The organism is Natrinema sp. DC36 (assembly GCF_020405225.1).
In the GTDB taxonomy this organism is placed as follows: Archaea; Halobacteriota; Halobacteria; order Halobacteriales; family Natrialbaceae; genus Natrinema.
Genome location: NZ_CP084475.1, coordinates 20,697 through 47,552 on the forward strand (window position 1 = coordinate 20,697; position 26,856 = coordinate 47,552).

The window sequence follows — 26,856 nt, forward strand, 5'->3', positions numbered from 1 at the left end:
GAATGTCGTGTACTCCATGGTTTCACCTCGAAACACAGCTGCAAATGCCTTTGTGGGGCTGCTAGCACAGGAGCCCCGCCGGTCCCACGCTGATAATATGACGGGCAAATGATGTAATCGATCTTAATATTTCCGAAATACATAAGTTACCTCTCGAGCAACTCGCTTACGTATGCCAATGGATGCCATTAACGCAGGTACGTCGAGGCGTCAGTATCTCAAATACGCCTCAGTAGGGTCCGCGGTCACACTGGCTGGGTGTATGACTAACAGCGGTGACTCGGATAGTATCATGATCGGGGCGACGATTCCAGAGAGCGGTCCGTACGGAAATATCGGCAAAAACCAGGTAAAAGGCGTTGAACTGGCCGTCAAGCACGCGAACGAGGACGGTGACGTAAATGGCACCGAAGTAGAAGTCGCGTTCCGCGACACCCAGACCGACACGCAGGAGGCGACCCAGGTCGCCCGCGAACTCCTCCGGAGGGAGAATGCGGACTTCCTCGCGGGGAACTTCTCTAGCAGCGTCGCGCTGGCGATCGGTGAACTGGCCCAGCGCGAAGACGTTATTTACACGTGTGTTGGTGGTAGTAACGCTATCACCGGGAGCAACTGCCGGTCGAACGTGTTTAACGCCGGGAACAGCGCGGTTCAGCAGACCAGCGGTGGCCTCAAGTATGTCCTCGACGAGGGGCTCGGAGAGAGCGTCTACGAGATCACAGCTGACTACTCCTGGGGACAGTCCATTCAGGAGTGGAACGAAACCGAGATCGTGCCCAGCTACGACGATGTCGAGTACATAGGTAACAGCTTCGTCGAGTTCGGTGCGACGGACTACTCGCAGGCAATCACCGACGCACGCAACTCTGGGGCCGACATCATCAGTTTCAACCTGTTCGCGTCGAACCACGTCCAAAGCGCCCGTCAGGCCGACGAATACGGCCTCTTCGAGGACTTTGTCTGTGTCTGGCCGGCCACGGGTATCGTCGAGGCCGAACAAATCGGGTCGAACATCCTGAGCAAAGACAACTTCTACGCGAGCGCACCGTGGTACTGGCAACACGAAGCGGAGGCCGCACAGACGTTTGCCGAGTCGTTCCAGAGCGAGTACGGCGAACGACCGCTTGGATTCTCCGCGAGCATGTATACGGGCGTTCGCACAACGCTCAAGGCGATCGACGCTGCCGGTGGCACGGAAACCGCGGACATCAGGGACGAGATGGAAGACCGCGAGCTGTTCCCTCAACTGTGGGGCGTCGGCGAGCGGTTCCGGGCCTGTGACCACCGAGCGACCATCTCGACCATGACGGTGCAGGGTCGGGACCCCTCCGAGGTCGACGGGCAGAACTTCTTCGAGATCATCAACGTTCCGCAGAACCCCGAGGAGACGCAGATGCGGACCTGCGACCAGACGGGCTGCTCGTTCTAACTCCACCCATGGCCTCATCTATACTTCTTAACGCAATCCCGGGAATGGCGGATACGCTGTTCGTGCCGCTCCAGATCGATTACTACGCGGCTCAGTTGTTTAACGGGCTCGTACTAGGAATGATTCTCGTCCTCATCTCGCTGGGACTGACCATCATTTTCGGACTCCTCGGCGTGATCAACTTCGCACATGGGGATCTGCTGCTCGTCGGGACGTACGTATCCTGGACGGTGATGGACGCGAGCGGGAGCTTCCTGCTCGGCATCGGTGCAGCGCTAGTCGCGACCCTTGCACTCGGAATGATTTTGGAGCGGACGTTGCTCAGATACACGTACGGTCGGCACGGTGCACTGTTACAGCTGCTGCTGACGTTCGGTATCGCCGAACTCGTGCGCGGGTCGGTGATCCTCATCTGGGGTCGGACCGGGAAGAATTTCGCCACACCGTCGTGGGGAAGTAGTTCCATCGACCTTATACTATTCACGTACCCGATCTACCGGGTTTTCGTCATCGTCGCGGCCGCCGTGCTCATCGTCGCCGTCTACCTGTTCCTCAACCGGACGGACTTGGGGCTGCTCATCCGGGCCGGAACGCAGGACCGTGAGATGGTCGACATGCTCGGCATCGACGTGTCACGCCTCTACATGTTGGTGTTCGGTATCGGCGTCGCGCTCGCCGGGACAGCCGGTGCGCTCATCGGACCAGTGAGAGGCGCATTCCCGACGCTCGGCATCGAGTTACTGATACCCGCGTTCGTCGTCGTCGTTATCGGTGGGCTCGGGAGTTTCCGGGGCAGCGTCGTTGCGGGGATCCTCATCGGTGAACTCCAGGTCATGACTGGCGTGTTCTACTCGGAGGCGTCACAAGCGATCGTCTTCGTGTTCATGGCGCTGGTGTTACTGGTACGTCCACGAGGGCTGTTCGGACAGGAGGGTGTTGTCGAATGATTGAAGCCATCGCCGCTCGCGTCCAGTCCGTCTACGACCAGGTCGGGGAGCGCAACCTCTCCTACTTGGGCGTCTTGGCGCTGCTGGCCGTGTTACCGAATCTAATGGGGCCGTTCATAGCGTCTCACATCATCGTCATGGCTATCTTTGCCATGGGATACAACATCATCCTCGGGTTCGGCGGCGAGCTTTCTTTCGGCCACGCGGCTTACTTCGGACTGGGTGCCTACGGCGTCATCCTGAGCCTAGAGCACCTCGTTTCGAACCTCTACCTTGCGATCCCCATTACTGTCGTCGCGGTGACGCTCCTGAGCGTCGTCTTCGGCTACCTGAGTCTCCGACGCCGGGGCATCTACTTCGCGATGATTACGCTGGCGCTGGCACAGCTCGTCTACGCCATCGTCTTCCAGATGAACGAGCTGACCGGCGGGTCGAACGGGATCGCCATCCCGGCCACCGAGGCACCACTTGGCCCACTGATGCCCATGAATAATGATCTCCACTTCTACGCGTTGGCCTGTGCGTTGTTCCTGCTGTCGTTCGTGGTGATCGCCCGAATCGTCAACTCTCCGTTTGGCCGCGTTCTAAAGGCGATCCGCGAGAGCGAGGATCGGGCGCTCCACCTCGGTTACGACGTGAACTCGTACCTGTGGCTCGCCTTTGCTATGTCTGGGGCGTTTTCGGCGCTGGCAGGCGCACTCTACGCCGTGCTGTTCGTGTTTATCTCCCCCTCGATTCTGTTCTGGCAACTCTCTGGAGAGGTCGTACTGATGGCCATCATCGGTGGCGTCGGAACGCTCACAGGACCGCTCGTCGGTGCCATCGTGTTCATTTTCTTTTCGAACACGCTGACTAGCATCACAGAGCACTGGGAAATCTTCTTCGGGGCCGTCATTATCGGCATTGTATTACTGGCCCCGGAAGGGCTGATCGGCCTGCTCCGCAAGGCCGTGCTAGACGACGAGAAGGTGTTAAACCTCAGACGCCTGCTCGAGCGACTCCGTCCCTAAGCGGGCCGTCCGTTTCTTTCGACCGATTTCGGTTCAGTTGTCGCGAATCTACCGGCTAGCGATGCCACTGTTCGATCTGAGAGCGAAAGACAGCAAAATTAACGTCGGCTTTTCGAGCGGGCACTCATCCGAGCGCGAGGTAGCGGTCCTTGATCTCGGCGTCTTCTTTGAGCGTCTCGCTTGGTCCGTCAATCTTGTTCTCGCCCTCGTCGATGACGTAGGCGTAGTCGCTGATGTCGAAGGCGAGCTCGGCGTTTTGCTCGACTAGGAGGATCGTAATGCCCTCGTCGTTGATACGTGCGAAGATGTCGCGCAGCTTCTCAACCAGCGTCGGCATCAGGCCCTCGGTCGGCTCGTCGATGAGCAGCAGGTCCGGGTCCGATAGCAGGCCGCGAGCGATGGCCAGCATCTGCTGTTCACCGCCGCTCATCTGCCCGGCCTGTTGGTTCAAACGTTCTTCCAAGCGCGGGAAGTACTCGAACACCTGGTCGGTCAGTTCTGAAACTCGGGTGTTCGCAATCTCCTGGCCCATATGACCCAGCCGGAGGTTCTCCTCGACGGTCAGTTCCGGGAATACACGACGGTGTTCCGGGATGAGCGAGATGCCGAGTTGCGATGTCTCGTGTGGTTCGTTGTTCGTGATGTCGGTTCCATTAAACGTGATCGTCCCCGACTTGGGGTTCTGGCTGCCAATGATCGATCGGAGTGTTGTCGTCTTGCCGGCGCCGTTCCGCCCGATGAGCGTACAGAGTGACCCCTCCTCGACAGTCATCGAAAGGTCGTGGAGGATGTGGCTCTGTCCGTAATACGTGTTAATGTCGTCGATTTCGAGGATACTCATGTCGTACCCTCCAGGTAGACGCGCCGCACTTCCTCATTTTCCTGCACCACTAACGGCGCATCGTCGGCGATCTTTTTCCCGTTGTACAGTACCATTATCTTGTCGGCCACTTCGTTGACAACGTTCATCTTGTGTTCGATGAGGACGATCGGGAAGTCATCTTGCAACTCGTGGATGAGCTCGATCACTTCCGTCGTTTCCTCGGGACTCATTCCGCTTGTCGGTTCGTCGAGCAGGAGCATCTTTGGCTCCGTCCCTAGCGCGACGGCGATCTCGAGGGTCCGCTGCTCACCGTGACTCAGGTCCGATGCGAGGCTGTCGGCCTTGTCGACGAGCCCGACGCGTTCGAGTATCTCGTACGCGCGGTTGCCGATCGCCGGATCGGTTGACTGCCAGAAGTTGTAGGACATCGAGTCCGACTGAACCGCAATCGAGACGTTCTCGAGGACGGTCAGCCCCTCGAACAGCTTCGTCACCTGATAGGACCGGATGATCCCGCGGCGTGCGATGCCACTGGGTCCCACATCGGTGATGTCCTCGCCATTGAAATGGATGCGGCCACTTGTCGGCGTCAGTGCACCGGTGAGGAGGTTGAAAAAGGTTGTCTTGCCCGCGCCGTTCGGTCCGATAATCGCGTGGAGTTCCTCGTCGAGGAACTCGACGCTCACGTCGTCGACGGCGGTGAGCCCATTGAACTTCTTCGTGAGGCCCTCCACTTGTAAAACTGCATCTCCTTGAGCCATCGGTGTGCTCATACTGATACTCCCCGTATATTAGTAGTTCCGCTAGGTTCGGCAGGCGTGTTGTTCCCGTCCCGGAACACGGGCCCGAGTGCAAGCCGAAACATTGGCCCTTTTCACGATCACCTCTCCCGTGGTCGGTGCATCGGACCGCCGAGGGTGATGCTTTCGGCGACGTGTCGATCGTCTTGTCCGTCGGACGCCTCGTCGCCGATGGCGAGCGTCTAATTTCGTATCCCCTTCGTTATGGGTGGTATCCAGTACAATGATTATGGAGGATGTATTTGAGAGGGATATGGAGATTGACTTGAGTCAGTACGACACGTACGACGAGGCCTATGAGCAGTTCGAGTGGGACGTTCCGAAGACGTTCAATATGGCTGACGCGGTCTGCAATCGTTGGGCGAGCGAGGATGACGGCAAGCGCCGCGTCGCGCTCTTCTACGAGGACGAGGACGGCAATCGGGAGACCTACACCTTCTGGCAGGTCCAGCGGATCGCCAACAGGGTGTCGAACCTGCTCGGGGACGCCGGCGTCGAGCGGGGCTCGCGCGTCGGAATCGTCCTCCCCCAGCGCCCGGAGACGCTGTTTGCTAACATCGGCATCCTACAGCGCGGGGCGGTTTCGGTGCCGCTATCGGTGCTGTACGGGCGCGAAGGACTTCGGTACCGCCTCGATCACTCCGAGACGGAAGTCGCGATCGTCGACGAGGAGCGTGTAGAGCTCGTAGCCTCGCTCCGGGACGAACTCGACCATCTGGAGACGGTCATCACCATTGACGACTCCAAGTCGATTGACAGCCAATCCTGGGAGGATGGTATTACTGACGCGTCGCCGAAATTCGAAACGGTCACGACCGATCCAGAGGATTCGGCCTATATCATCTACACCAGCGGCACGACGGGGAAACCGAAGGGCGCACACCACGCTCACCGGAAGCTGCTTGGATACATTCCCGGCTGGCAGATGATTAACGAGCTCCCCAGTGAGGAGGCGGTTCACTACACGCCCTCGGGCTGGTCATGGGTCGGCGGCTTATTCGCCGTCGTTTGGGGCGCCTGGTATCACGGCCAACCCGTTGTCGGCTATGGCGGGCAGTTCGACGCCGAGTCGGTCTACGAGGTCCTCGAACGGTACGGCGTCACCAACGCCCTGCTGACGGCAACGATGATTCGCATGCTCAAAGAAGAGGACCACAGCCGGTACGATCTTGACGTCGACGTCGTGCCCAGCGGCGGCGAGAAGGTGACCAACGACATCTACGACTACGTTGAAACCCAGTGGGACGCAGTCGTCAACGAGATATACGGCCAGACGGAGTGTAACTTCCTGGTCGGAACCAACACTCAGCTGATGGACGGGAACCGGGAGGCATCCGGGAAGCCGTGTCCGGGCCACACGGTCGCGGTGATCGACGAGGAGACGGGCGAACGGATGGATCCGGGCGAAATCGGGCACATCGCCGTCCAGCGGCCGGATCAATCGATGCTGCTCGACTACTGGAACCAGCCGGACCTGACGGAGGACCTGTTCGTCGACGACTGGATGAAGACCAGCGACGCCGGCTCCTACGATGCGGATGGGTACATCTACTACGAGGGACGTGCCGACGACGTCATAATCACCAGCGGCTATCGAGTGAGTCCGCTGGAAGTCGAGGAGTGTCTGCGAGAACATGACGCCGTCAACGACGCCGTGGTGATAGGGGTCGATGACGCCGAACGCGGGACGGTTGTAAAGGCGTTCGTCAAACCGGAATCTGACGCCGATCCGTCGGACGCACTCGTCTCGCAACTCCAGACGTTCGTCAAGGAACGCGAGGCCGCCTACAAGTACCCGCGCAAGGTCGAGTTCGTCGCGGAGTTCCCCACGACGGTCTCTGGAAAGATCCAGCGCCATAAGCTGACCGACGACTGACCTTACCGAAAGAAAATGGCCGATCTGAAACCTGCCTCAGCGGACTGAGTAATGGTGCACGGCGTTCCGAGAGTGACGCGTCCTCACGCGTCCCGCCGTCCGAGAATACTGACGTACGTGACCGACAACACGGGTGACCCGCCCGGCATCGTCATCGTCAACTCGAAGGTAACGTCGCCGGGCTTCGGGTGGGTTCGATTCTCTCGACGATGTCAAGACGGCCTGTGAGCGTGACCTCAGATTCGACCGACCGGTGGGAACTGATGTCGGTGCTCCACCTCTCGCCCATGTTAGCGCTCTCGTTCATCACCTCCGTCATCATCATGCGCAACCCGAGTCAGAGGGTATAGAGCCCGCTTGTGACCAATCCATCGAACAAAGCGTTGTTCTCGTGGTCCTCGCTGAGGTAGTAGGATTGCGGGTCCCACTGCTTGGCGAACTCAACGATTTCCGCAGGTGTCAGCGTCTGTGACGACAACTCGAAGGTGTCATCTTCGCTGAAGTCATCGAAATATAGTATCCCACCGGGTACCGGACCTACGTATCTATATATCGGCGTTCCTCGCTGTCGACGCTTCCGCTCTCTCAGCGGTTGAAGATGTGGACCGCTTCCCCGCGTGCGTCAGCGGACGCTTCCATGACCGCTTCCGAGAGTGTGGGGTGCGTGTGGATAGTAGAGACGACATCTTCGATCCGCGCACCGACCTCGACGGCGAGCGCGAGTTCGCCGATCAGTTCTGATGCCTCTGGCCCGACGATCTGTCCGCCGAGGATCCGTTCCGTGGCCGCGTCGGCGACGACGCGGACGAACCCGTTGCTTTCATCGAGGGTGAGCGCCCGTCCGCTGGCGTCGAGCGGAAAAGTCCCCACGAGCGGCTCGAACCCCTGGCTCTCGGTTTCCGCTTCCGTGAGCCCGACCGTACCGACTTCCGGATCGGTGAACACGGCCGCGGGCACGGCGCGATAGTCGTACGCCGCCGGTTCGCCCGCGAGTACGTCCGCGACGACTTCGCCCTGTCTCGACGCCTTATGGGCGAGCATCGGCTCGCCCACGACGTCGCCGATCGCGTGGATGTTCTCCTGACTTGTCCGCCCCTGCCGGTCGGTAGTGATGAAACCGTCCTCGGTCACCTCGACGCCGGCCGTGTCCAGAGCAAGCGTGTCTGTCACCGGCTCTCGCCCGACCGCAACTAGCACGTTGTCGGCCTCGAACTCCGATTCATTGTCACCAGAGGTCGTCGTCACGGCGACGCCGTCGTCAGTCCGAGTACAGTTGCTGGCCGCCTCGTTCGTGCGGATGTCGATGCCGAGCGCTTCGGCCTCTTCGTGGACGATGTCGGCGATATCGGCCTCGTAGGGCGCAAGGATCCGGTCCATCATCTCAATAACCGTCACGTCGGTCCCAAGTTTCGCTAATACTGTCGACAGTTCCATGCCGATGTAGCCGCCGCCGACGACCAGGAGACTGTCTGGGAGTTCTGGCAGCGCGAACACGTCGGCCGACGTGAGAACCGACTCCCCGTCGGGCTCGAAGCCGGGGACCTGAACCGGCCGACTCCCCGTCGCGATCATCGCCGACTCGAAGCTGATCCGATCCGGACCGTCGGCCGATCCGTCACGGACCACAACCTCACCTGGGGACTCGAACATTGCCGTTCCCTCGACGAGCGTGACGCCGTTGGCCGTACAGAGCTGTTCGACACCGCCGGTCAGCTGATCGACGACTTCCGCCTGCCAGGAACGGAGTTGCGGAAAGTCCACCTCGACCGTTGCGTCGACGCCCATGTGCTCGGCGGTGCGGCTCCGATGGACAAGGTCCGCGACGGTTACGAACGCCTTCGATGGAATGCAGCCGCGGTTGAGACAGACGCCGCCGTAAGCGTCGCGCTCGACGAGCGTCACGTCTTTGCCGTGCTGGCCCGCCCGGATCGCGCTGACGTAGCCGCCGGGTCCGCCCCCGATCACCAATATCTCGGTTGACATAGTCTGGTCTGCGCACATTACCGGCTTCGTTCTCGGGGCTCCCTCAAAACATTGCGGGTCCGCGTTCGAAGAAGCGCCCGCGGGCCGTTCGGACACGGCTGGCGGCTCGCGGGGTGTTGGTGTCGATCGACGATCAGACCTGTGTGATATCGCTCTGGACGTGTTAAATCTTCTAGTTTTGTATATATCTTTGATAGTGGCCGGGTGTGCTGGCAGCACAACGTTCATGGTCGCAACTCGTGATTCGTCACACATGGTATTGGATTCGTTCTCGCTGTCGGATCGCGTCGTAGTGGTAACGGGCGGTAGCCGTGGTATTGGCGAGGAAATCGCCGTCGCGATGGCGGAAGCAGGGGCCAACGTGGCTCCGGTCGCCCGCTCGGAGGACGCCCTCGAGGCCACGGCCGAGCGCATCGAAGACGCGGGCGGGACCGCGCACCCTCGGACGCTCGACGTGACCGACGAGGCAGCCGTGACGGCGATGTTCGACGAGGTCGAGGACTCGCTCGGCGACGTGGACGTGCTGGTGAACAACGCCGGCGTCAACCCCTTCTTCGGGAACGCGCGGGACCTTGACGGGGAGATGTGGCGTCACATCCTCGACGTTAACGTCTCTGGTGCGTTCTACTGCGCCAGGGAGTTTGGGAGGCGCGTCCATGAGCGCGAGGGCACGGGGTCGTTGATCAACCTCGCCAGCGTCGGCGGAGTCGTTGCACTTCCCTACCAAGCACCATATACCGCCTCGAAACACGCGATGGTCGGTCTGACGAAGTCACTCGCAATCGAGTGGGCGCCAGCGATTCGCGTCAACGCGCTCGCGCCAGGATACGTCAAAACCGCCTTCACGAAGGGCGTCCGGGAGAACAGGGAGATCCGCGCGGACCTCCTCGATTCAATCCCGATCGACCGCTTCGCCGAACCCGACGAGATTGCGGCCAGTGCGGTGTACTTAGCCAGCGACGCCGCCAGCTACGTCACCGGTGAAGTCCACGTCGCCGACGGCGGCATCGCCGCTCAGTAGTCCCCACCCGTAAACCCGCCGTCGAGGACCCAAACCCGGACCGACGACGGCTGTACTCCGGCGAGTATTAAGGTGCTGGACTGTCAACACTCGAACAACCGTGATCGCAGAGACTTCAGTCGACGAACCGTCCGACCAAGCCGGTGGATTGATAAACTCGGCGACGACAGACGAGAACCGTGCGGCGGCGGAACAGTCCGAACCTGATTCTGTGTCAGTGATGGGGCCGTTCGACTTGGTTCAGAGACGACCATGCCGTCCATGAACGGCGAGAGCCGGTGGGAGGACTCGCGCCTAGGCGTGTTCGTCGCGTGTTTTTTCATCTCGGTGGCGGCTAACGGGTACTTCATCGCTCCGGCGAGTGTTCTCCCGCTGCTCGTCGGGGAGTTCTCGGTGACGAAGACGGTCGCCAGCTTGGCGATCAGCACGGCGATCTTCGGGACGGTGCTTTCCCAGATACCCTGCGGATTCCTCATGGACCGATACGACAACCGTCGCTTGATGGCCGCGGCCACCGCCGTGTTCCTTCCGGTGAGCGTCGTCGGTGTTGTCTTGGTGTCGTACCCACTGTTTCTCGCCAGTCGGTTCGTCGCGGGTGTTGCTGCCGGCGTGCTGTTCGTGCTCGGAACGAACGTGGTGAGTCAACTGTTCGCCGGCCGAAACCAAGGGTTCATGATGACGGTCTTCATCGCGAGTGCCCCGGTTGGCTTCGCATTCAGCCAGTTCAGCGGCCCACCCGTGGCGGCGGCCTTTGGGTGGGAGGCTACATTCCTCACATATCCGCTGCTGGCGGCCGCGGGATTCGTACTTTTCCGCCTCTCGTGGTCGACGCCGATACAGTCTGGCGATCCCATCTCGCTCGCGCAGTTTGGGATGGCGCTCCGGAACCGCTCCGTGTTGGTGGTGTCGGTCTCGGCGTTTTGTTCGTACATGCTATACATCTTTTTCAACTCCTGGATGCCAACGTATGCGACGGAGGTCCTCCCATTGACGCTGGTACAAGCGGGAGCGGTGACCTCGCTGCTCCCGGCGGTCGGGGTCGTCGCCCGGCCGGTCGGCGGGTGGGTGTCCGACGCGCTCGGCTATCGCCGACGGGTCGTCGTCGCAGCCTCGCTGCTGTTCTCGCTCCCCGGACTGTACGTCGTCGCGGCCGGTGTCTCGCCGACGGTCTTCGCTGTCACGATGCTCTGTGTCGGCTTCTCGATCCAGTTCGGGTCCGGCGTCTACTACGTGTACGCCCGCGAACTTGCCACGGAGAACTCCGGGGGGACGACCCTTGCGCTGTTTACGACCATCGCGTTCACCGGGACGCTCGTGTCACCGACCGTCGGTGGGTGGCTCATCAGTGCGGTCTCATGGTCGGCCACCTTTGCTGTCTACGTCGGTATCGGCCTCTTCGGCATCGGCATCCTCCTGCTTTCGACCGATTCCCGACCGAATGCCGTCGCGTAGGAGGCTCAGACGGCGTCGTTATCGCCCGTCGCGACGAGCAGCCTGTGAACGTCGATGACAGCCGTCTCACCGTCGTCGTTGACCAGTTCCACCCGTGCCGTCACGAGTCCCCACGCCTCGTTCCGGAACTCCGTGTCAACAATCTCGATCTCGGCGTGGACCGTCTCGCCGGGTGACACCGATTCGAGATAACGGACCTCGTCGTGGCCGTAGTTCATCGCTAGCGCGGCGTCGCTCGCGATCGCGTCCACTAGGAATCCGTCGGCGATACCCAGCAAGAGCGTCCCTTGAAGTACTACGTCGTCGACCAGCGGATGCGCGTCGGCATACTCCCGGTCGACGTGGATAGGGTCCGTCGACCCCGATGCGCCGACGAACTGCCTGATGTCCGAGTCGGTCACCGTCCGGCCCTCGGTCTCGTACTGTTCTCCCATCTCGAAGTCCTCGAACCGTCGACGTTCGACCATTGACTGCACCGTTGCAGGGGAGGGGTTAGAAGGTTACGCTGCGGGTCACCAAGCGTCGCGGAGCGCCCGCTCGATGTCGTCCACGGTCGGATCGAACTCCGCCGGGCCGATCTCCAGGAACGCGTCCTCGGCGGTGTGTTCCGCGACCGCCCGGAGTCCGGCCACCATCGTGCCCTGAATGTCGCGGAGTCGCGATGGCAGACCCAGCCCGTCGCGAACGGTTCTGACGGCCTCGACGATGGCCGCCTCGGTTGTGTCTGCATTTTCCTCCCCTGTGACGAGTCCGTCGGCGAGTACGTCCGGCCGGCCGCCCCCCTCGGCGAAGATGAGTTCGAGCGCGTGGGGGACGATCACGCCGTGGGCGGCACCTTGTTGGATGCCAAACTGGTTGCGGAGCGCGTGCCCGAAGGCATGGACGACGTTGATCTTGTACTGGTCGGGCATCGAAACGCCGTACTGGACCAGCAGCGTTCCCGCTACGGCGCGCTCCATAACTTCTGGCTCCGCGGACTCACGGAGGTGCGGGAGCGACGACCGGAGGTATCGGAGCCCGCGAACGGCCGTCGCGTCGGTCACGGGATTGGCGAACCGCGAGTAGATGGCTTCGACTCCCTTGTCGAATCCGTTGATCGCCGAGGCCGTGAGGATATCCATCGGCGTCGTCTCGAACAGGTCGGGATCGTACACCAGCGCCGTCGGCATCAGCCGGGTATCGACCGGAATCGCCTCGACGGATCCCTCCTCGGTCTCAGCAACGAGGCCGGCCGCGACCGAGAGGTCAGCGCCCGCCATCGTCGTCGGGACGGCCAGGATGGGCACGAAAGCGTCGTCGTTCACCGGTAGCGTCAGTTCGCCCGATTCGAGGATCTCTGAGCGGGCGTCCGTCAGGGTCCGATCCGCTCGTGCGAGCGCGCTGATGCCCCGGGCCACATCGATACTGCTCCCGCCTCCGACCGCAACAATGGCGTCCGCATCTTCCGTTTGGAATTGTTCGATTCCGTCGAACACGGTCGACAGCGTCTTCGCGGTCGTCGTCTTGTCGAACACGCCGGTGAGCCGGTCGCCGAGCCCCGCTTTCACCGGGTCAATTACGGCGTCGGTGGCACCGACGGTCTGGCCGCACACGACCATTGCGCTTTCAAGCCCTTCGCCTGCCAACGTCTCGTCGAGCCCATCGATGTGTCCCCTCCCGAACCGGATGGTGCCTGGTTTGAACTCAAACGCAAAACTCGGGGTATCGAGTGCCATGATATAGAGACTTGATACCATCTCGCATAAATATTCCCTTCCCCCGTGCGGGACGCTCCCGAGGTCAGATAATATCGCGTTGGCCGGGGCCGCTCAAATGTTGATGCCTATGCGGTCAGGACTGGCCTAACGGGCGCCACGTTTGGCACTGGAAACGGACGGCCGGGCGGTCCAATAACGATGATAGACGACACTGACACGACTACATTGACCGCATCGTCGACGACGACTCGCTCGCTGGTACTTGTCGAACCGTCTCGGTCCTATCGACGAGTACGACCTCGAGCATCATGCGAAGGGGGACTCCAACGAGACGCTCTTCGTCACTTGGGGCAGCTACAAACTAGTCATCTGACGACCGCCGCCCGGTGAGACAGCCGATACGGAACGGCACGATTTCGAGCAACTCAATCCTTTTTCAGCAGTCGTTGACAACTCGGGAGTGAGTATTCGGCACCATACGTTTCCTTAAGATATTCTTGGAGGAGCGTCAGCGTCCACACTGGTGTGTCGATCCCAACCTCTTTGGGTAGTTTGTGAACAGCTTCTTCAAACCTCTTTTGCTATAACTCTGAGGGTTTTCGGTTCTTCTAGTTCGTTTATTATCAGAAACAGCTGGCTCGTCATGACCGTAAAGTAACTCGCCAGTGTCGAGTCACTTGAGCAAGCTGTAAATCATCCGTCGCTGAACGTCGCACCACTCGGCTAACTCGTTCATTGGTCGCTCCGGTACTTTCGAACGTCTTCGGTCTTGGGGTGCCGACCGTCGAGTAACGCGTCCTCGATCACCGAAGCAACCGTCTCGAGGGCCACTATACTGCCGGCTCGGTGGATACTACCCACAGCTTGCGGATCAAATTCAACTTTCAGGTTCTCATACACGGGCTCGAGAACGCGGACGAGTTCCGCGCGGTCACAGATGACGACGATTCCCGCGGTCACCGCGACCTCGTCCCCGATCCGCTGGGCGATTCCCGCGATCTTTCCGTCTGCCGACAGCGAGTGTGAACCTGGGCAGAATGCACCGTCCGGTTCACCACGTTCTACCGAGACCCCGATTTCGCCCAATGCACGGATTAGTTGCGACGTCGTTCGCTCATAGCGCTCCGTGATACCGCGACGCTCGTTGGCCACTGGATCCACCTGCGTGAAGGCGAGTGTCTGGCCTGTGTAGGCAACTGCACGGCCACCCACGCTACGTTCGTTCGGGGGGAACCCGTGTTCCTCCCCGGCCGAACGCGCCCTGTCGTATCCGCTCGCCTGCGTGTCGCGCGGGCCGAACACCACCTGTTTCGGCGGAAACCAGACCCGCACAATTGATTCTCCCGTAGTTCGCACCCGATGTCGTATCGACGATTCGACCCCGAGATCGGATTCGGGCGAGGAGAGACGACCACGTATCACGCGCATACCACAGGTACTGATGCCGGGGGCTTAACGATACCTGCAATCATGGCCGGAGCTGGGAATCGCGAAAATGCCAACAGATCTATTCGAGCAGTTCAGCGACATCGGCGAAGCGGAAGTGACCCTGCGATCAGCCGAGAGTGGACCGAGTAGTTCATGGATTTCCCGACAGCGACGTGATCATCGTCGATGACGGCCTCTCGGGGTTGATGGTCGCCAGAGAGTTCCCCGAGCGGGGCGTCCAGACGATGGTCGTCGAGAAGTACAACTACCTCGGCGGGAGCTTCTGGCTCGACGGCTTCCTGATGAACAAGATCACACGGTTCGGGGTCCGGCCCACCACGGCCTCGACGTGGACTACAAGCAGTCACTGGACAGGAGGGCCTCTACGTCGCCAACGGCTCCGAGGCCTGTTCTGGCCACACCAAGGCGCCTGCGATGCCGGCGCCAAGATGCAAAACATGACAGAGTTCACCGATATCGTCATCCGTGAGGACCACCGCGTCTGCGGCATCGTCATGAACTGGACGCCCGTCGGCGCCCAGTCTCGAAGACGAGGCCAGTGGGATGGACCAGACCGGCGACAACTCCTACGGCGCCCCCGGTAACGGCCCCATGTGAGTCGGGAAGTCCGAAGACGCGACATCGAGCACACCGGCCTCGCCCGCAACGGCCTGATAGTTACCGGTATGGCCACCGCAACAACCTACGGCTTCCCATGGATGGGCCCAACAGTCGGCGCCACGCTGCTCTTCGGGAAACGGGCCGCCCAGACCGCCATCAACGAACTCGGCGTCGACATCGAGGACGTGGACATGGTGACCCAAGCGAGTCGCGCTGACGATTGACATCATCGTCTTTTTGAAGTAGAGAGGTTGGCGATCGCGACCGGGACGACGTGAATCCCCACCGCGAGCTGCCCGTTACTGCCTCCAACTGCAAAGCTCCTACCGCCGCTGTGCAACGACGAAAGCGGTGCCGTCATCTTCGGTCTCTATTTTGTCTGAGACTAACAGACAGTACACATAGTCTCCGTGACAAGCGTCACGAAGAATGAAGGACCACTTGAGCACGACTCTCCGTGAAAGATCGAGGTCAATTCGGAGAGATCGACGACAATGACGGAATCGGCGATCAACACCATAGTTGAGGGATGTGGATCAAGGAAACACCTGTCGCCAAAGACGTTACTGGGCCCGAACCGACAAGAGAACCGTGGTAATCATCCCACTTCGTTCTTCCGGCTACTGGTCGCTGTTTTCGGGCCGGCAGTGGTTGTACGTTCTCCGCCAGAACTGTGGAACGGCCGCGCCGCCCGCCTATTCCGGGGGTTCGTTCACAGAGAGGGAAGCTTTTGTAGAGTTAGCCAATTACATGGCAATGACGGAACCAAACGTGAGTATCTCCAGCCGAATAGACAAATTGATTGCCGTACACTGTGACATGGCCGCCAATTCATTCACCGACGAGACGCCGCTCGGAGAGACCGAAATCGATGCAGATTCGCTCGGCTTGGTCGAGATAGCGGAAATAATTGGGGTTGAGATGGACGTGTGTGTACCAAATGAAGCGCTCGATACATTTGAAACCGTTGGGGGCATAAGGGACTACGTGAAGGACCATGACACGTGATATCGACGAAACAGACCCCTGCCTTGAACTGACGATCACCGTCCGGCCCACTATTTTTTATATTGTTCGCCGTACTGATCGAGCATGAACTCCACTAGAAAGCCCGAGTGGTTACGGATACGACCCCCCTCGGGCGAGCGGTTCACCGAGATCAAAGAGACACTTCGCGATCACGACCTCCATACCGTGTGTGAGGAGGCCAACTGCCCGAACCTCGGGGAGTGCTGGAGCGGTCGAGATGGGCCCGGCACCGCGACGTTCATGCTGCTGGGCGACCGATGTTCGCGCGGATGTAATTTCTGCGACGTGGAGACCGGCGGGATGGACCCGCTCGATCCCGACGAGCCGACAAACGTCGCCGAGGCGGTCGCCAAAATCGGACTTGACTACGTGGTTCTCACCTCCGTCGACCGTGACGACCTTGCCGGTCAAGGGGCGAGCCACTTCGCCGAGACAATCCGCCAGATCAAAGAACGACAGCCGGACATCCTCGTGGAAGTGCTGATCCCCGACTTTCAAGGGGAGGAGCATCTCGTACGCCAGATTATCGAGGCTGAACCGGACGTGATCGCCCACAATGTCGAGACAGTTTCCCGCCTGCAGTGGCCGGTGCGAGACCGTCGGGCCAGCTACGAACAATCGCTGTCGGTGTTAAGGCAGATTGAACAGGAATCGGACATCTACACCAAGACCAGCCTGATGCTTGGCGTCGGCGAGTACCACCACGAGGTCTATCAGACCCTGCGGGACCTCCGTTCAGTGGGTGTCGACGTGGTAACGCTGGGCCAGTACCTCCAACCCTCCCGATCGCATCTAGAGGTCGCCAAATTCGTCCATCCCCACGTCTTCGACACGTGGGAGCGGGTCGCTGAGGAGGAACTGGAGTTTTTGTATTGTGCCAGCGGCCCGATGGTCCGCTCGTCCTATCGGGCCGGCGAACTATTCGTCAAGGCGCACCTCCGTGAGAGCTAATCAGTTGCTCAGGCACGCTAGGAAGCGCGTGCCGTCGACTGAGAGTTGTGGCTGTCTGGGCGGTTTCAGAATATAGGAGTGACAGTGTGTTTCGTCAGGAGAGGGAATCGAAGCGGGCTAGAACTCACCGTCGATTCGCTCTGTCGCGTCGAACGTGCGGTCCTAACGGTCGACTTTGTCGATTCCGGCCATCAGCAGATCATTTTTGAAGAAGACGCGGCGTGGATGTGCGTACGCGGGGCCGTGTTTCAGCGCGTACTCCCTGATATCGGTTTCGAGGTCCTCTATCTCGTCCTCAAGGGATTCATGGCGACGCTGCTCTTTCTCTCGGTCGCGCTTGTTGTCGCGTAATTCGCCGAGTTCGTCCTCGGTATCGCGGATCTATCATCTGGTCCTACCCGACTGTCCGAAGCGTATCCAGCGTTTCCTCGATGCGGTCGGTGTCGACTTTGCCCCCGCAGGTCCAGCAGATCCTCGTTTCGTCGACGAGGAGTTGATCGGCCAGATCTTCATAGGAATAGTTATCGGTTGCCAGCGCGCCGGTCACGTTCATTTCCTCGCCGTCGAGCATCTCCTCATTAGACTGGATGATATCGTGGAGATCCTGACCTCGGATTCGAGTTCGCGCTTGCGTTCCTCCAAGGATGAGAGTTCCTCTTTGAGTGAATCCAAGTCTTCAAGTTTCTCGTCGATTACGTTGTGCCGGCGTTCGAGGCAGTCGATCTCCTCATGGATCTCGTCGGTATCGACGGGCCGAATGATGAGTTGCCGGAGATCGCACTGCTGGACGATTGCCCGGCAGACCTCGTTTGATTCGAGCAAACGCAAAGAGGTAGGCGAGTGGTACGTCCTCGAGGTACGTCTCGCCGTTGATAGAGGGTTCAACTATCCCCTCATCAGCATCACCTTTGAGCGTCACATCGTTGCTCCCCATTACGGGCATGATCGACTGCAAAAAGTACGTACGGTTCGTCGCGTTGCGTCCGGACAGGACGGCCACATCCAGCGAGATCTTGACTTCAGCCTACGTAATGCCGCCGATATTCTTGGCGGAGATCGTGGCTCCCAAGCCCCCACTACCCGTTCTGGCATGCTCGCTGGCTAACATAGAGCGGTCGTGTTTAGTTTGTAGCATTGTGCCAGACGGCGAAGGCTTGGAGCCACGATTCGGCTGTTGATGGTTGTGCGTGACTGAAACAGTTTGAGAATGAAGAGGTACGTCGCTTTATCTCGCGGAAGACATGTTCCGCCGCGTTCCGATTTCCATGTTTTTCGTATCGAAATCGGAGCCCAGATCGACGGAGTGCAGTCTGGAGATGTTTCGCTCCATCGACGAGAAACACGGCATCATCAAGATCATGTTTCTCACGGAGTTCGTGCAGGAACCGTTCTGTCAATGCAGTCGTAGTCGTCGAATACAGCCGTATATGGAGTATGTTGTTCGTTTCTGGATCGACAGCGGTGTACAGCCAATAGCGATGTTCGTTAAGTTGAATCACCGTCTCGTCAAGTGCGACGTGATTCGGTTCCTCGTCAACTGTCGGCTGTATATCGCATTTGTGAACCCAATCATGGACTGCCTTGCGACTGCGCTCGACACCGATCCTCTCTAATTCTCGAACAGTATTCGAAAGCGATAATCCAGCAAGATGGAGTCGAATGCCGAGCTCCATCAGCCGACGCGGTGTCCGTTCTCGCTCCACAAAATCCAAATCAATCCAGTCGCTACTACCGCTGAGGCGTGCGATTTCTGCCATGAACCAGCTGAAAATCAGCACGCCTCACTTTTCACGATCAACTAAACACGGCCCATAGAGCCCACTCAAACCTATATATACTTCCAAGTACACAAATATCATATGGATACATCTACAACAGCGCATGTTGCTGGGATTGTGATCACTCAAGCAATCGCGAAATCAAAATTCTCGGTTACAGATATACAGTCCGAACTTGATCGATCAGCGGATGAAAATGAGATAAGGTCGGTACTGGTGCAAATTGAACGAGACGGTTGGATAGAAAAGCATTCATCCTCATCATTTGAAGCTTGGCACTCTGGTCCACTTGCATTGGAATATGGTAATATGATCACTCATAGTGAAGATATTGAAGGGAATATTCCTGTCTTACCTGACGAGCGATAGAGGTTTTTTGTCGGAAGTAATCAACGAACATGAGCACAGTTTCGTTGCAAAAATGAATGGTAGTATTTAGATAAGCTGATTCCGTGCGGAGGCGATCGTTGCCGAGTACGAACTGATCGAGGTCCTCCGACAGATCGATCGGGAACGACTCGAGAGTATCCCTGGTATCGGCGATGATCATAGCGAGACTGTACTCGGTCAGGTACGGGACGAATAATCACCGTCAGAACAGCGCTTTCATTATACCATAATACGTTTTTCACCACGCTTCTCGAACGGACAAACGCAATGTGGATGATAGCTGCGTTTGTCCACGGAACGGATCGCAAATGTTCCTAGGTTCAGTATAGAGAACTCGATAGATTGGTTGGCGTACAATTTACTGCGTGATCTACCCGGGGTGTGTCAGTAACATTTCGGAGGTAGATTACCCGAACGTGGATTAGTCACAAGGTAAGGTATTGAACCGTCCACCGCAGGATTATAAGGAAAGTTTTAGTAATTTAGTCGTCATTCCGGACCCCCTCACAAACAGACGGGTTCTCTGGGTAGTCCTCGAGATTAAGCCAGTGTCCGATTAGAAACGGCTCGGCAGCGTTCCTTGTGTATACGCGATACCAAGTACGACTGTCATAGCGCCAATAAGTAGCCAATTGATGGCAGAACTATCGTCCTCACTGCCGTTGTATCCAAACGGCACAAGTCCTCCAGCTACATCCTCAGACAGGAATTTCCCGCTATCAGAGACTTGGATTCTCTTCAACTTTGTATTCAGTTTCATCGTTATATAATAACTTCCTGTATTCTCACCTGAGCTAGGATATCGGTTATCATGCGCCCTCCTTCTCGAGATACGACCAGTTCCCATTCACGCTGGTTCTCGAGTTCCTGTTTCGCTCGAGCGGTCCGTTTGTAGGAGTTCGTCCGCCGGTCCATCGACCCTTTCTCGACAAGCCTGCGGTCGACCAGCGTGTCAAAATTTGGATATAGTTGGCCGTGGTTGATCCCCTTGGCATAGTAGTCAGATAGCTTATCTTTGATTTTGAGGCCTTTCGCGGGGCCAAACCACGCGATTACGAACAGCAGACCGCACTGGAATGTGGTCAGGTTCGACACCATGTCAGGCATATCAATACAGTTTTTATATATTTAAATATGATATTTTTATGGTATAAATGTACCCTAGACAGGTGGGTTTAGCGTACTGTAGGACTGGTAGATCGACTATCTAATCACTGATTCGGGGTGTCAGACAGGCGGTCGCCAGTCGAACAGCTATCCGCTTGGTCGTTGGACGGAACATATGGACAGCGAGGGGTTCACCGATGAAGAGATCGCGACGTTACTGACGCTCCTCGCACAGAATCAGAGAGTTGGCGCGAAATGGTAGCATGAGAACGGGCGTGATGAGTCGCGTAAGATCCCCCAGAAGAGCCTAGTCTCGAACAGGACTGACGTGGCCTTAGTGGGATCCGGTAATTCACTGACACACGTTGGTCGTCGCTCCCACAGGAGACTGTGGCCGTCATTCGCACCCAAAATGATGAAGGTATCGGCTCGAGAAACACGAACGATCGCCCGGTCGCAACGATCGTCGTGCTCGGCGATCGTGTGCTCGAGGTAAATCACGGGCCAGTGCGATATTATCTACCGAAAACGGGCGCGATAACCGCTAAGATACTGGCGTCCAAGTGACACCTATGTCCACGGGACAATCGATATGAACACTGAAAGACGACGCTGTTACAGGCGTTCAACTGACGCTGGCGGCGTTTTTCTTTCTCACGTTTATCGGGTAGGCACACATGGAGCTCCGTTCGTACTACTACCTTGAAGATTTCTACCACTATCCTGGACTACTATTGTTTCTCGCTGCGGAGGCCGTGACGATCTGGTTGCTTGCCTACCTATACGGGTGAGAGGGGTATCGAGAGGCTCTGTTGAAAGTCTTAAAACACGATGGGTTTGGCACCCTCTGCGGTAAGTACAGGGTCTGTAGCTAGCAGTCGTACCACGGTTCGATTGTGTTATCTGGGTGCAGCGTGAGTCCGATGTCTTTCGGTTCGCAGTCGAACTCAACCGGCAAATTGGGGTCGTAACGCCACATATGGGAGACGCCAGCTTCTGTGAACACGTATACTCTCGTGGGCGTGGCTTCAATTGCGCCACGGGATGTCATCTTTTCAGCCCCGAGTACGAATACATGGCTGAAAAGCGTCTCATCTTCACTCCCTATCACGCGGACTGCTATCTCCGCCTCCGAAGTAGTCCTGTTCTCAACCATTACTTCGCTGGATTCGTCGCTACTCCCGGTGTTATTCTCTGGAAGAACGCCACTACAGCCACCAGTTGCCACGGACGTCACCACCCCGAGAGTCGCAAGAACTCGTCGTCGAGATGGGCGATGTTCACGGGGAGTGGCTGATACGTGGTCAGAGTGCATTACTATTCGAATAGGTATTCGGAAATAAATAATAATGGTGTCCAGTGATCGGGTGCTGATTCGTTAAGCGTGAAAAAGTGAGGCGGTACGATTTTGTGGTGCTCTAAGCCAAAATTCTACCGCCTCAGTGGATGTAGAGACCGGATCGATTTGGGTTTTGTGGAGCGAGAGCGGACACCGCGTCAGCTGATGGAGTTCGGTATTCGGCACCATCTTGCAGATTTATCGCTTTCAAATACCGTTCGAGAATTAGAGAATTTCGGTGTCGAACGGAGTCGCAAGGCAGTCCACGATTGGGTTTATAAGTGTAATCTACAGCCGGCAGAGGATAAGAAGCCGAATCACGTCGCGCTTGACGAGACAGTGATTCAACTCGGTGAATATCGTTATTGGCTGTACACTGCTGTCGATCCGGAAACGAACAAAATTCCCCATATCCGGCTGTATTCGACGACAACAACCACGTTGACAGAACAATTTCTGTAGGAGTTCACTGAGAAACATGATCTTGATAATGCCGTGTTTCTTGTCAATGGAACAAAACATTTCTAGACTGCACTCCTTCGATCTGGACTCCGATTTCGATACGAAAAACATGGAAATCAGACCGCTATTGAAAAATTTTCTATAAGACAAAACGATGTGTCTCCTTATTTCCAAACTGTTTCAGCCATGCAAATCCGCAACAGTAGAATTGTGGCTTCAATCCTTCGCGGTCTGACACAATGCCACAAACTAAACACGACCGTCTAGCGTTGCTGAATCCGCATAGATAAACCGTTCTTTGTCTGCGTAGCGATCTCTGGTTCGATTGTGATTGTCGGGTCCTCACCAGCCCATTCGAGAGTCCACTGTTGGCCGATCGTCGCCAGCACTAACGTCGCCTCGAGGCGGGCAAACTCCCGACCGATACACGTCCGGCGACCACCACCGAACGGGATGAACGCGTGGTCAGTGAGTTCCGCTTCGAAATCATCTGTCCACCGATCAGGCCGGAACGAGAGAGGATTGTCGTAGAACCGCTCATCACGATGAGCCGAAATAATGGACAGATGAACTTCCTCCTCGGCCGGAATCCGATAGCCATCGACCTGGATATCTCGAGTCGTCTTCCGGGGGATCGTATGGATGGGCGGATACAGTCGGAGGGTCTCGGTGACGATTCGGTTTGTGAGATCGAGATTTGCAATGTCTTCTGGTGTCGGTGATTCACCCCCCAGAACTGCGTCGAGTTCGTCGTGGAACGCTTGCCGAATGCCGGGATTCATCGCCAGCGAGTACCAGGCGAATCCGAGCGCGGCGGCGGTGGTCTCGTAGCCAGCAAAGATCATCGTGAGCATCTGGTCTTCGACTTCTTCCGTGCTCAGACGGTCTTGGCCACTTGCTTCGCGTGCCTCGTGAAGCATCGATAAGAGCGTCTCTTGCTGGAGGTCGTTCGGCTGTGGGCTGTTTGCTCGTTCCGAATCTGCACTATACTCCGCAAGCAGTTGTCGAACTTCCGTTCGGAGACGCTCTACTGAGTTGCTGAACTCTCGTCGTGATGGTGTCGGAATCCAGTTCGGTAAGAGCCAGGACGTCGGCGCGAACCATTTGTTGAGTCCTTCCGATGCTGCACGGAGATCGTTGCCTTCCCCCGGAGGTAATTCGCGCCCAAAGAGTGTCGCGAAGAGGATCTCTATTGTGAGATCCTGCATCTCCGACTCTATATTTCGAGTCTCGCCTGGCTCCCACGTAGCGAGTCGTCGTTGTGTAGCGTCGACCATATACTCGCCATATCCCCCGATTCGATCCCGATGAAATAATGGTTGGAGGATTCCTCGCTGGCGACTCCACTGCTCTCCCTCTGTCGACAGCAATCCATTGCCAAACACCCGCTGAAAGTCCGCGGTCTTTCCGAATGCATCGATGTCAGTCACCAGCGCTTGTTTGAAATACTCCGGATGGGCTAAGATATAGACGTCGACGCTAGGAAGTTCCATCCGATAGAGGTCTCCACATTCGTTCGTCGCGCGGTCAACGAACTCAAACGGACTTCGAGCAAAATCCAGCGTATGCCCAATCACTGGGTGTCCTGAGGGTGCAGGAGGGCGACGACCGTTCGGATCCATAGTAATTCATCCATGCAGAACACAAATAAATCCACTGTAGATCCACACTCAACTGGCAGTTATACATTTATATAGTAGACTTAGATATTAGGGTTGATTATAGCAGTAATCAATAAAGATAAATAACTATTGGATTAAAGGTAGAGATGGGAAATCCATCATGGGGGATACAACTGTGACTGGAAATATACGCCGAGCAAGGAACCCCCTTACAGGCGAAAAACTCGTTGTCCGGAGTGTTATCAATGAGACAGTTGACTCAGCGCGTCTCAACGTTTTACGAGCCATGGGAAAACTCTCGAGCCCCGTGGTACAGACTGTTGTTGCCCAACAGGCCGATATCTCCCGTCAGTCTGTCTCTAATCATCTTGCGGTTCTCCGAGACCGTGGGTTTGTCAAGGAACCTAACACAGAGATTGAGCTAACTGCTGGTGGCCTCTTGCTCTTGGATGTTATCGAGAGTTGTCTTCAGACGGTCTCGGTTGAGGAGCTATCGTCCCTGACTCGTTCCGACCATCCGATTGGCGTGTTAAGAGCACTTGAAGGACAACCATACCGTCTGAGTGAGCTAGAATCAGCAGTAAGCAGTTCCCCGTCACGACCCACAATTGGGCGTATCATCAAGACCTTCACAGAGTATGGCTGGAGCCAAGACAATGGGGGGAAACAGCAGATCACACCTGCCGGAACACGTGCCTTGAATGCCTATGTTGACTTGGCGACGGCAGTTGAGCAACTCATAGAGAAAGCGCCATGGCTACAGCGCCTCCCGAAAGAAGATGCGACCTTTCCAATTCCGGAATTGGCTGACGCTGAGTTGATCATTTCTACCCCTACTCGCCCCTCTTCCGTACTTTGGACAGCTCTCAAGCTCTATGACCGACAAACAAGTCGCTTTCGGGGGTTTTGCTCTATCTTTAATCCAGTTCTGTTCCACGCCTATCGAGGATTGCTTGAACTCGGCATTGAATGTGAGGCTATCCTTGACTTGCCAACTTACGTCGAAGCCGCCGAAAACCCTCAAACCCAGTATGTGGTCCATGGCTCGACGTATAGCAACTACCAGCCCCTGGTCCTCGATCGTGCACATACGCTCGGTATCGGGATTTACGATACTCGCAAGGTCGCTATTGGAGCGTACAATGAATCCGGTAGTGGAAAGCATATTGCGATGATTGTCACTTCTAACGAACGACTCGTCGAATGGGGAATCAACTTGTATGAGTCCTATCGCGCGCAAGCTCGATCTGCCTCTGAACTGGAGCCAAAGAGGGTATAGAATTCATCAGACGCCAGTTTATCGATTATATTCGGCCCACAGAGAGAGTCATCTGAGAATTGAATAATAGTACGGATTACATACATATTGACGGTGTAAACGCCAGTGAAAATATAGTTATCCTCCTTGAAATTTCGATTGGTGAGAACCAGTGGAAAAACATCCAATGAAGATAATTCAGGACCGACATGCTCGAGAAGTACCCTCCCACCTATCCAGTTGGCCCAGTGACGGTACCGATGAACTCCTCCGGTTCAGCGTTAGAGTGACGCGGTTACTAATTCATCGAGACTCTGATCGAAACGGTTACTCTGCGATTAGAACCCCGAACAACGAGGTCCTAGTCTCAAATTTCCACAAATCAGCAACTGGTCTGTGAGTAAGAAAATGGTGAAACGAACTACCACGACGACTATTTCGGTTATGCCCGCCGACGCCCTGTTCCTCAACTGGGCGACCGGCATCAACGCATCGGGGCTATTCCGCGAGGCACTCGCCGAGCAGATGGCGTATCGTGATATCGAGCGAGACAGGCTCGTCGCACTCATCGAGGAAGCACTCCGCGACGACGATCGTGACCTCGACGACCTGATCGACCAGACCTCGTGCCTCGAGGACCTCGAAAATATCCTCGACACACCAAACGTCAACTCAGTTTCCCATGAGTAATCGTTCATCCCCCACAGCGACTGAATCGTCCAGTGAACACCCCACCACCAACGAGAAGTCCCCTACGTCTCGTAAAACGAGACTGCGAGTGCAGTTGCTTTACACCTCTGTTCCACCACAGCTTGTCTCACTCGCGACTGGACTCCTCTTGTTAATTGTTGCAGTAGGTCCAGCTACGGCTCAAAGCGATGTGGGAGACGTTTACTGCGGCACCGGCGTCGAGACTGGTATCGGGATTGTTTTTGGCGCTGTTGCTGGTCTCGGGCTCCCTGCAACCGGTTTCTATGTCGGTCGAGCTGGCCTCTCGTATATGCGTGCTGGTGGGAACCCTGAAAAGAAGAACCAAGCCAAAGAGAAGCTCGTAATGTCGGGTATCGGATTTGGGATCATCGTCCTCGCGCTGATCTCACCGGAACTCATCGACAAGGTCGGCAGTCAGATGGGATTCGGCTTCTCTGACTGCGTGAAACCGTTCTAATACGGCAGACAAACCGGTTCACTGAAATCCAATGACCACGTCTCGTGTGATCGTCATCGCCGTCGCGTTCCTCGCCGTAAGCGGGGGCGTTGCGAGTCTGACTGCAGATGTCGCTGCAGCTGACCCAAACTCGAGTACGGCGATTCCTGCTGACGGACCGGATTACGGTGTAAACGAAACGCGGTTCCCGCTGTTGTGGTCGGAAGACATCGATAAGGGGGACCGCTCAAGTAAGGAGTTCACGGACACCGTTTCTTCCGACGCGGAATTTTCCACTCGGCTCGCAGGGGCGACGGATGTCCCGTTCGAAGAACCGATTGAAGCCGTCGAAACCTGGAACAGCGGTGACGTCCAGGATTTCACCCCTGGGAATGAGAAGACGTCAGTTCATCCTAAGGGAGCACAACTCGAGGACGGACGCTATATCAGGGATGCGTACGCGAGCATCTTCGCGGTCCAGCCGTCGACGGTGTTGCATTCAGGAAACAACTCGACACAGTATATCGCTCCAGACGGTGAGGTCCTCGCGATAGCCGATTACCGAGTCCGTGTTCCAGATGACGATACCACTGGCTCGGTCCGCGATCAGTGGTCGATTGCTGAGACAGATATTGATAGTGTCGAACTACGGGCAGACGGTCGGATACTTGACTCCGGTAACGATC

General features: G+C 57.2%; 25 protein-coding genes and 4 pseudogenes. 16 read left to right on the forward strand and 13 right to left on the reverse strand.

From position 1 onward, the window contains the following. Nucleotides 1–262 precede the first annotated feature (262 nt). The 3 genes from LDH74_RS24380 to LDH74_RS24390 are packed head-to-tail and all read left to right on the forward strand — an operon-like array spanning nucleotide 263 to nucleotide 3,386. Complete coding sequence (locus tag LDH74_RS24380; RefSeq protein WP_226043251.1) at nucleotides 263–1,429, forward strand: ABC transporter substrate-binding protein; 1,167 nt, start codon at nucleotides 263–265, stop codon at nucleotides 1,427–1,429. Between the two features lie 44 nt (nucleotides 1,430–1,473). Continuing rightward, a complete protein-coding gene (locus tag LDH74_RS24385; protein WP_226043252.1) occupies nucleotides 1,474–2,376 on the forward strand; it encodes a branched-chain amino acid ABC transporter permease in 903 nt (300 codons plus the stop codon). Continuing rightward, nucleotides 2,373–3,386 (forward strand): branched-chain amino acid ABC transporter permease, encoded by a 1,014-nt coding sequence (locus LDH74_RS24390; RefSeq protein WP_226043253.1) that lies wholly within the window; start codon nucleotides 2,373–2,375, stop codon nucleotides 3,384–3,386. Before LDH74_RS24385 ends, LDH74_RS24390 begins: the two co-directional genes overlap by 4 nt. Nucleotides 3,387–3,510: 124 nt before the next feature. On the opposite strand, the gene LDH74_RS24395 is transcribed toward LDH74_RS24390, so the two are convergent. After that, nucleotides 3,511–4,227 (reverse strand): ABC transporter ATP-binding protein, encoded by a 717-nt coding sequence (locus LDH74_RS24395; protein ID WP_226043254.1) that lies wholly within the window; start codon nucleotides 4,225–4,227, stop codon nucleotides 3,511–3,513. Beyond that, a complete protein-coding gene (locus LDH74_RS24400; protein ID WP_226043255.1) occupies nucleotides 4,224–4,982 on the reverse strand; it encodes an ABC transporter ATP-binding protein in 759 nt (252 codons plus the stop codon). The genes LDH74_RS24395 and LDH74_RS24400 overlap by 4 nt, the downstream gene beginning before the upstream one ends. A gap of 280 nt (nucleotides 4,983–5,262) precedes the next feature. Here LDH74_RS24400 and LDH74_RS24405 point away from each other — a divergent pair, with 280 nt between their 5' ends. Next, nucleotides 5,263–6,885 (forward strand): AMP-binding protein, encoded by a 1,623-nt coding sequence (locus LDH74_RS24405; RefSeq protein ID WP_226043256.1) that lies wholly within the window; start codon nucleotides 5,263–5,265, stop codon nucleotides 6,883–6,885. Between the two features lie 585 nt (nucleotides 6,886–7,470). On the opposite strand, the gene lpdA is transcribed toward LDH74_RS24405, so the two are convergent. Further along, the gene (lpdA, locus tag LDH74_RS24410; protein WP_226043257.1) at nucleotides 7,471–8,868 is read right to left on the reverse strand and encodes a dihydrolipoyl dehydrogenase; all 1,398 of its coding nucleotides are present in this window, start codon (nucleotides 8,866–8,868) and stop codon (nucleotides 7,471–7,473) included. A 253-nt stretch (nucleotides 8,869–9,121) separates the two neighbouring features. Here lpdA and LDH74_RS24415 point away from each other — a divergent pair, with 253 nt between their 5' ends. Then, entirely contained in the window at nucleotides 9,122–9,889 is a 768-nt protein-coding gene (locus LDH74_RS24415; protein WP_226043258.1) for an SDR family NAD(P)-dependent oxidoreductase, read from the forward strand. 261 nt (nucleotides 9,890–10,150) lie between these two features. Continuing rightward, nucleotides 10,151–11,341: an MFS transporter gene (locus LDH74_RS24420; protein ID WP_226043259.1), complete on the forward strand. Its 1,191-nt coding sequence runs from the start codon at nucleotides 10,151–10,153 to the stop codon at nucleotides 11,339–11,341. A 5-nt stretch (nucleotides 11,342–11,346) separates the two neighbouring features. Here LDH74_RS24420 and LDH74_RS24425 read toward each other — a convergent pair whose 3' ends face one another. Together LDH74_RS24425 and LDH74_RS24430 are read right to left on the reverse strand one after the other, a co-directional pair. Further along, a complete protein-coding gene (locus LDH74_RS24425; RefSeq protein ID WP_226043260.1) occupies nucleotides 11,347–11,808 on the reverse strand; it encodes a MaoC/PaaZ C-terminal domain-containing protein in 462 nt (153 codons plus the stop codon). 45 nt (nucleotides 11,809–11,853) lie between these two features. Continuing rightward, on the reverse strand, nucleotides 11,854–13,056 hold the full coding sequence (locus LDH74_RS24430) for an iron-containing alcohol dehydrogenase family protein (protein WP_226043261.1): 1,203 nt from the start codon (nucleotides 13,054–13,056) through the stop codon (nucleotides 11,854–11,856). A 206-nt stretch (nucleotides 13,057–13,262) separates the two neighbouring features. Between LDH74_RS24430 and LDH74_RS24435 the strand changes: the two are divergent. After that, a pseudogene (locus tag LDH74_RS24435) lies at nucleotides 13,263–13,408 on the forward strand (phosphotransferase family protein); the annotation flags it as partial. A gap of 61 nt (nucleotides 13,409–13,469) precedes the next feature. Here the strand turns inward: LDH74_RS24435 and LDH74_RS24440 are convergent. Together LDH74_RS24440 and LDH74_RS24445 are read right to left on the reverse strand one after the other, a co-directional pair. Continuing rightward, a pseudogene (locus LDH74_RS24440) lies at nucleotides 13,470–13,768 on the reverse strand (winged helix-turn-helix domain-containing protein); the annotation flags it as partial. Nucleotides 13,769–13,770: 2 nt separating this feature from the next. Next, entirely contained in the window at nucleotides 13,771–14,370 is a 600-nt protein-coding gene (locus tag LDH74_RS24445) for a lipoate--protein ligase family protein (RefSeq protein ID WP_226043262.1), read from the reverse strand. A gap of 163 nt (nucleotides 14,371–14,533) precedes the next feature. Between LDH74_RS24445 and LDH74_RS24450 the strand changes: the two are divergent. The 4 genes and pseudogenes from LDH74_RS24450 (at nucleotide 14,534) to LDH74_RS24465 (ending at nucleotide 17,418) form a co-directional block, all read left to right on the forward strand. Beyond that, nucleotides 14,534–15,311, forward strand: a pseudogene (locus tag LDH74_RS24450) (ribose 1,5-bisphosphate isomerase). Nucleotides 15,312–15,678: 367 nt separating this feature from the next. Continuing rightward, nucleotides 15,679–16,095, forward strand: coding sequence for a hypothetical protein (locus tag LDH74_RS24455; protein WP_226043263.1), 417 nt, complete (start codon nucleotides 15,679–15,681; stop codon nucleotides 16,093–16,095). Between the two features lie 84 nt (nucleotides 16,096–16,179). Beyond that, on the forward strand, nucleotides 16,180–17,067 hold the full coding sequence (lipA, locus tag LDH74_RS24460; RefSeq protein WP_226043264.1) for a lipoyl synthase: 888 nt from the start codon (nucleotides 16,180–16,182) through the stop codon (nucleotides 17,065–17,067). 84 nt (nucleotides 17,068–17,151) lie between these two features. Further along, entirely contained in the window at nucleotides 17,152–17,418 is a 267-nt protein-coding gene (locus LDH74_RS24465) for a hypothetical protein (protein WP_226043265.1), read from the forward strand. Between the two features lie 43 nt (nucleotides 17,419–17,461). On the opposite strand, the gene LDH74_RS24470 is transcribed toward LDH74_RS24465, so the two are convergent. From LDH74_RS24470 to LDH74_RS24480, 3 genes are all read right to left on the reverse strand, one after another. After that, on the reverse strand, nucleotides 17,462–17,638 hold the full coding sequence (locus LDH74_RS24470) for a hypothetical protein (protein WP_226043266.1): 177 nt from the start codon (nucleotides 17,636–17,638) through the stop codon (nucleotides 17,462–17,464). Beyond that, entirely contained in the window at nucleotides 17,617–17,889 is a 273-nt protein-coding gene (locus tag LDH74_RS24475) for a hypothetical protein (RefSeq protein WP_226043267.1), read from the reverse strand. The genes LDH74_RS24470 and LDH74_RS24475 overlap by 22 nt, the downstream gene beginning before the upstream one ends. A gap of 299 nt (nucleotides 17,890–18,188) precedes the next feature. After that, entirely contained in the window at nucleotides 18,189–18,824 is a 636-nt protein-coding gene (locus LDH74_RS24480; RefSeq protein ID WP_226043268.1) for an IS6 family transposase, read from the reverse strand. A 102-nt stretch (nucleotides 18,825–18,926) separates the two neighbouring features. On the opposite strand from LDH74_RS24480, the gene LDH74_RS24485 reads away from it, so the two are divergent. Next, nucleotides 18,927–19,214 (forward strand): hypothetical protein, encoded by a 288-nt coding sequence (locus LDH74_RS24485; RefSeq protein WP_226043269.1) that lies wholly within the window; start codon nucleotides 18,927–18,929, stop codon nucleotides 19,212–19,214. Between the two features lie 783 nt (nucleotides 19,215–19,997). Here LDH74_RS24485 and LDH74_RS24490 read toward each other — a convergent pair. After that, nucleotides 19,998–20,330, reverse strand: a complete 333-nt coding sequence (locus LDH74_RS24490) for a helix-turn-helix transcriptional regulator (protein WP_226043297.1) — start codon at nucleotides 20,328–20,330, stop codon at nucleotides 19,998–20,000. Nucleotides 20,331–21,213: 883 nt separating this feature from the next. Further along, nucleotides 21,214–21,570 carry a hypothetical protein gene (locus LDH74_RS24495; RefSeq protein WP_226043270.1) on the reverse strand — a complete coding sequence of 119 codons (357 nt, stop codon included), beginning with the start codon at nucleotides 21,568–21,570 and terminating at the stop codon, nucleotides 21,214–21,216. A 180-nt stretch (nucleotides 21,571–21,750) separates the two neighbouring features. Here LDH74_RS24495 and LDH74_RS24500 point away from each other — a divergent pair. Continuing rightward, nucleotides 21,751–22,378 (forward strand): annotated as a pseudogene (locus LDH74_RS24500) (IS6 family transposase). Nucleotides 22,379–22,406: 28 nt separating this feature from the next. Here the strand turns inward: LDH74_RS24500 and LDH74_RS24505 are convergent. Continuing rightward, entirely contained in the window at nucleotides 22,407–23,765 is a 1,359-nt protein-coding gene (locus LDH74_RS24505) for a cytochrome P450 (RefSeq protein ID WP_226043271.1), read from the reverse strand. Between the two features lie 307 nt (nucleotides 23,766–24,072). Between LDH74_RS24505 and LDH74_RS24510 the strand changes: the two genes are divergently transcribed. The 3 genes from LDH74_RS24510 to LDH74_RS24520 all read left to right on the forward strand — a co-directional run bounded on the left by LDH74_RS24510 (nucleotide 24,073) and on the right by LDH74_RS24520 (nucleotide 26,191). Continuing rightward, the gene (locus LDH74_RS24510; protein WP_226043272.1) at nucleotides 24,073–25,044 is read left to right on the forward strand and encodes a hypothetical protein; all 972 of its coding nucleotides are present in this window, start codon (nucleotides 24,073–24,075) and stop codon (nucleotides 25,042–25,044) included. 423 nt (nucleotides 25,045–25,467) lie between these two features. Next, entirely contained in the window at nucleotides 25,468–25,713 is a 246-nt protein-coding gene (locus LDH74_RS24515; protein ID WP_226043273.1) for a hypothetical protein, read from the forward strand. Further along, nucleotides 25,706–26,191 carry a pilin gene (locus LDH74_RS24520; RefSeq protein WP_226043274.1) on the forward strand — a complete coding sequence of 162 codons (486 nt, stop codon included), beginning with the start codon at nucleotides 25,706–25,708 and terminating at the stop codon, nucleotides 26,189–26,191. The genes LDH74_RS24515 and LDH74_RS24520 overlap by 8 nt, the downstream gene beginning before the upstream one ends. Nucleotides 26,192–26,856 lie beyond the last annotated feature (665 nt).

Excerpts from the sequence above, each read along its gene's own strand:
- LDH74_RS24380 (WP_226043251.1), top strand. The coding sequence starts at position 263 with ATGACTAACAGCGGTGACTCGGATAGTATCATGATCGGGGCGACGATT.
- LDH74_RS24385 (WP_226043252.1), top strand. The coding sequence starts at position 1,474 with ATGGCGGATACGCTGTTCGTGCCGCTCCAGATCGATTACTACGCGGCT.
- LDH74_RS24390 (WP_226043253.1), top strand. The coding sequence starts at position 2,373 with ATGATTGAAGCCATCGCCGCTCGCGTCCAGTCCGTCTACGACCAGGTC.
- LDH74_RS24395 (WP_226043254.1), bottom strand. The coding sequence starts at position 4,227 with ATGAGTATCCTCGAAATCGACGACATTAACACGTATTACGGACAGAGC.
- LDH74_RS24400 (WP_226043255.1), bottom strand. The coding sequence starts at position 4,982 with ATGAGCACACCGATGGCTCAAGGAGATGCAGTTTTACAAGTGGAGGGC.
- LDH74_RS24405 (WP_226043256.1), top strand. The coding sequence starts at position 5,263 with ATGGAGATTGACTTGAGTCAGTACGACACGTACGACGAGGCCTATGAG.
- lpdA (WP_226043257.1), bottom strand. The coding sequence starts at position 8,868 with ATGTCAACCGAGATATTGGTGATCGGGGGCGGACCCGGCGGCTACGTC.
- LDH74_RS24415 (WP_226043258.1), top strand. The coding sequence starts at position 9,122 with ATGGTATTGGATTCGTTCTCGCTGTCGGATCGCGTCGTAGTGGTAACG.
- LDH74_RS24420 (WP_226043259.1), top strand. The coding sequence starts at position 10,151 with ATGAACGGCGAGAGCCGGTGGGAGGACTCGCGCCTAGGCGTGTTCGTC.
- LDH74_RS24425 (WP_226043260.1), bottom strand. The coding sequence starts at position 11,808 with ATGGTCGAACGTCGACGGTTCGAGGACTTCGAGATGGGAGAACAGTAC.
- LDH74_RS24430 (WP_226043261.1), bottom strand. The coding sequence starts at position 13,056 with ATGGCACTCGATACCCCGAGTTTTGCGTTTGAGTTCAAACCAGGCACC.
- lipA (WP_226043264.1), top strand. The coding sequence starts at position 16,180 with ATGAACTCCACTAGAAAGCCCGAGTGGTTACGGATACGACCCCCCTCG.
- LDH74_RS24470 (WP_226043266.1), bottom strand. The coding sequence starts at position 17,638 with ATGCTCGACGGCGAGGAAATGAACGTGACCGGCGCGCTGGCAACCGAT.
- LDH74_RS24480 (WP_226043268.1), bottom strand. The coding sequence starts at position 18,824 with ATGGCAGAAATCGCACGCCTCAGCGGTAGTAGCGACTGGATTGATTTG.
- LDH74_RS24485 (WP_226043269.1), top strand. The coding sequence starts at position 18,927 with ATGGATACATCTACAACAGCGCATGTTGCTGGGATTGTGATCACTCAA.
- LDH74_RS24505 (WP_226043271.1), bottom strand. The coding sequence starts at position 23,765 with ATGGATCCGAACGGTCGTCGCCCTCCTGCACCCTCAGGACACCCAGTG.
- LDH74_RS24515 (WP_226043273.1), top strand. The coding sequence starts at position 25,468 with ATGCCCGCCGACGCCCTGTTCCTCAACTGGGCGACCGGCATCAACGCA.
- LDH74_RS24520 (WP_226043274.1), top strand. The coding sequence starts at position 25,706 with ATGAGTAATCGTTCATCCCCCACAGCGACTGAATCGTCCAGTGAACAC.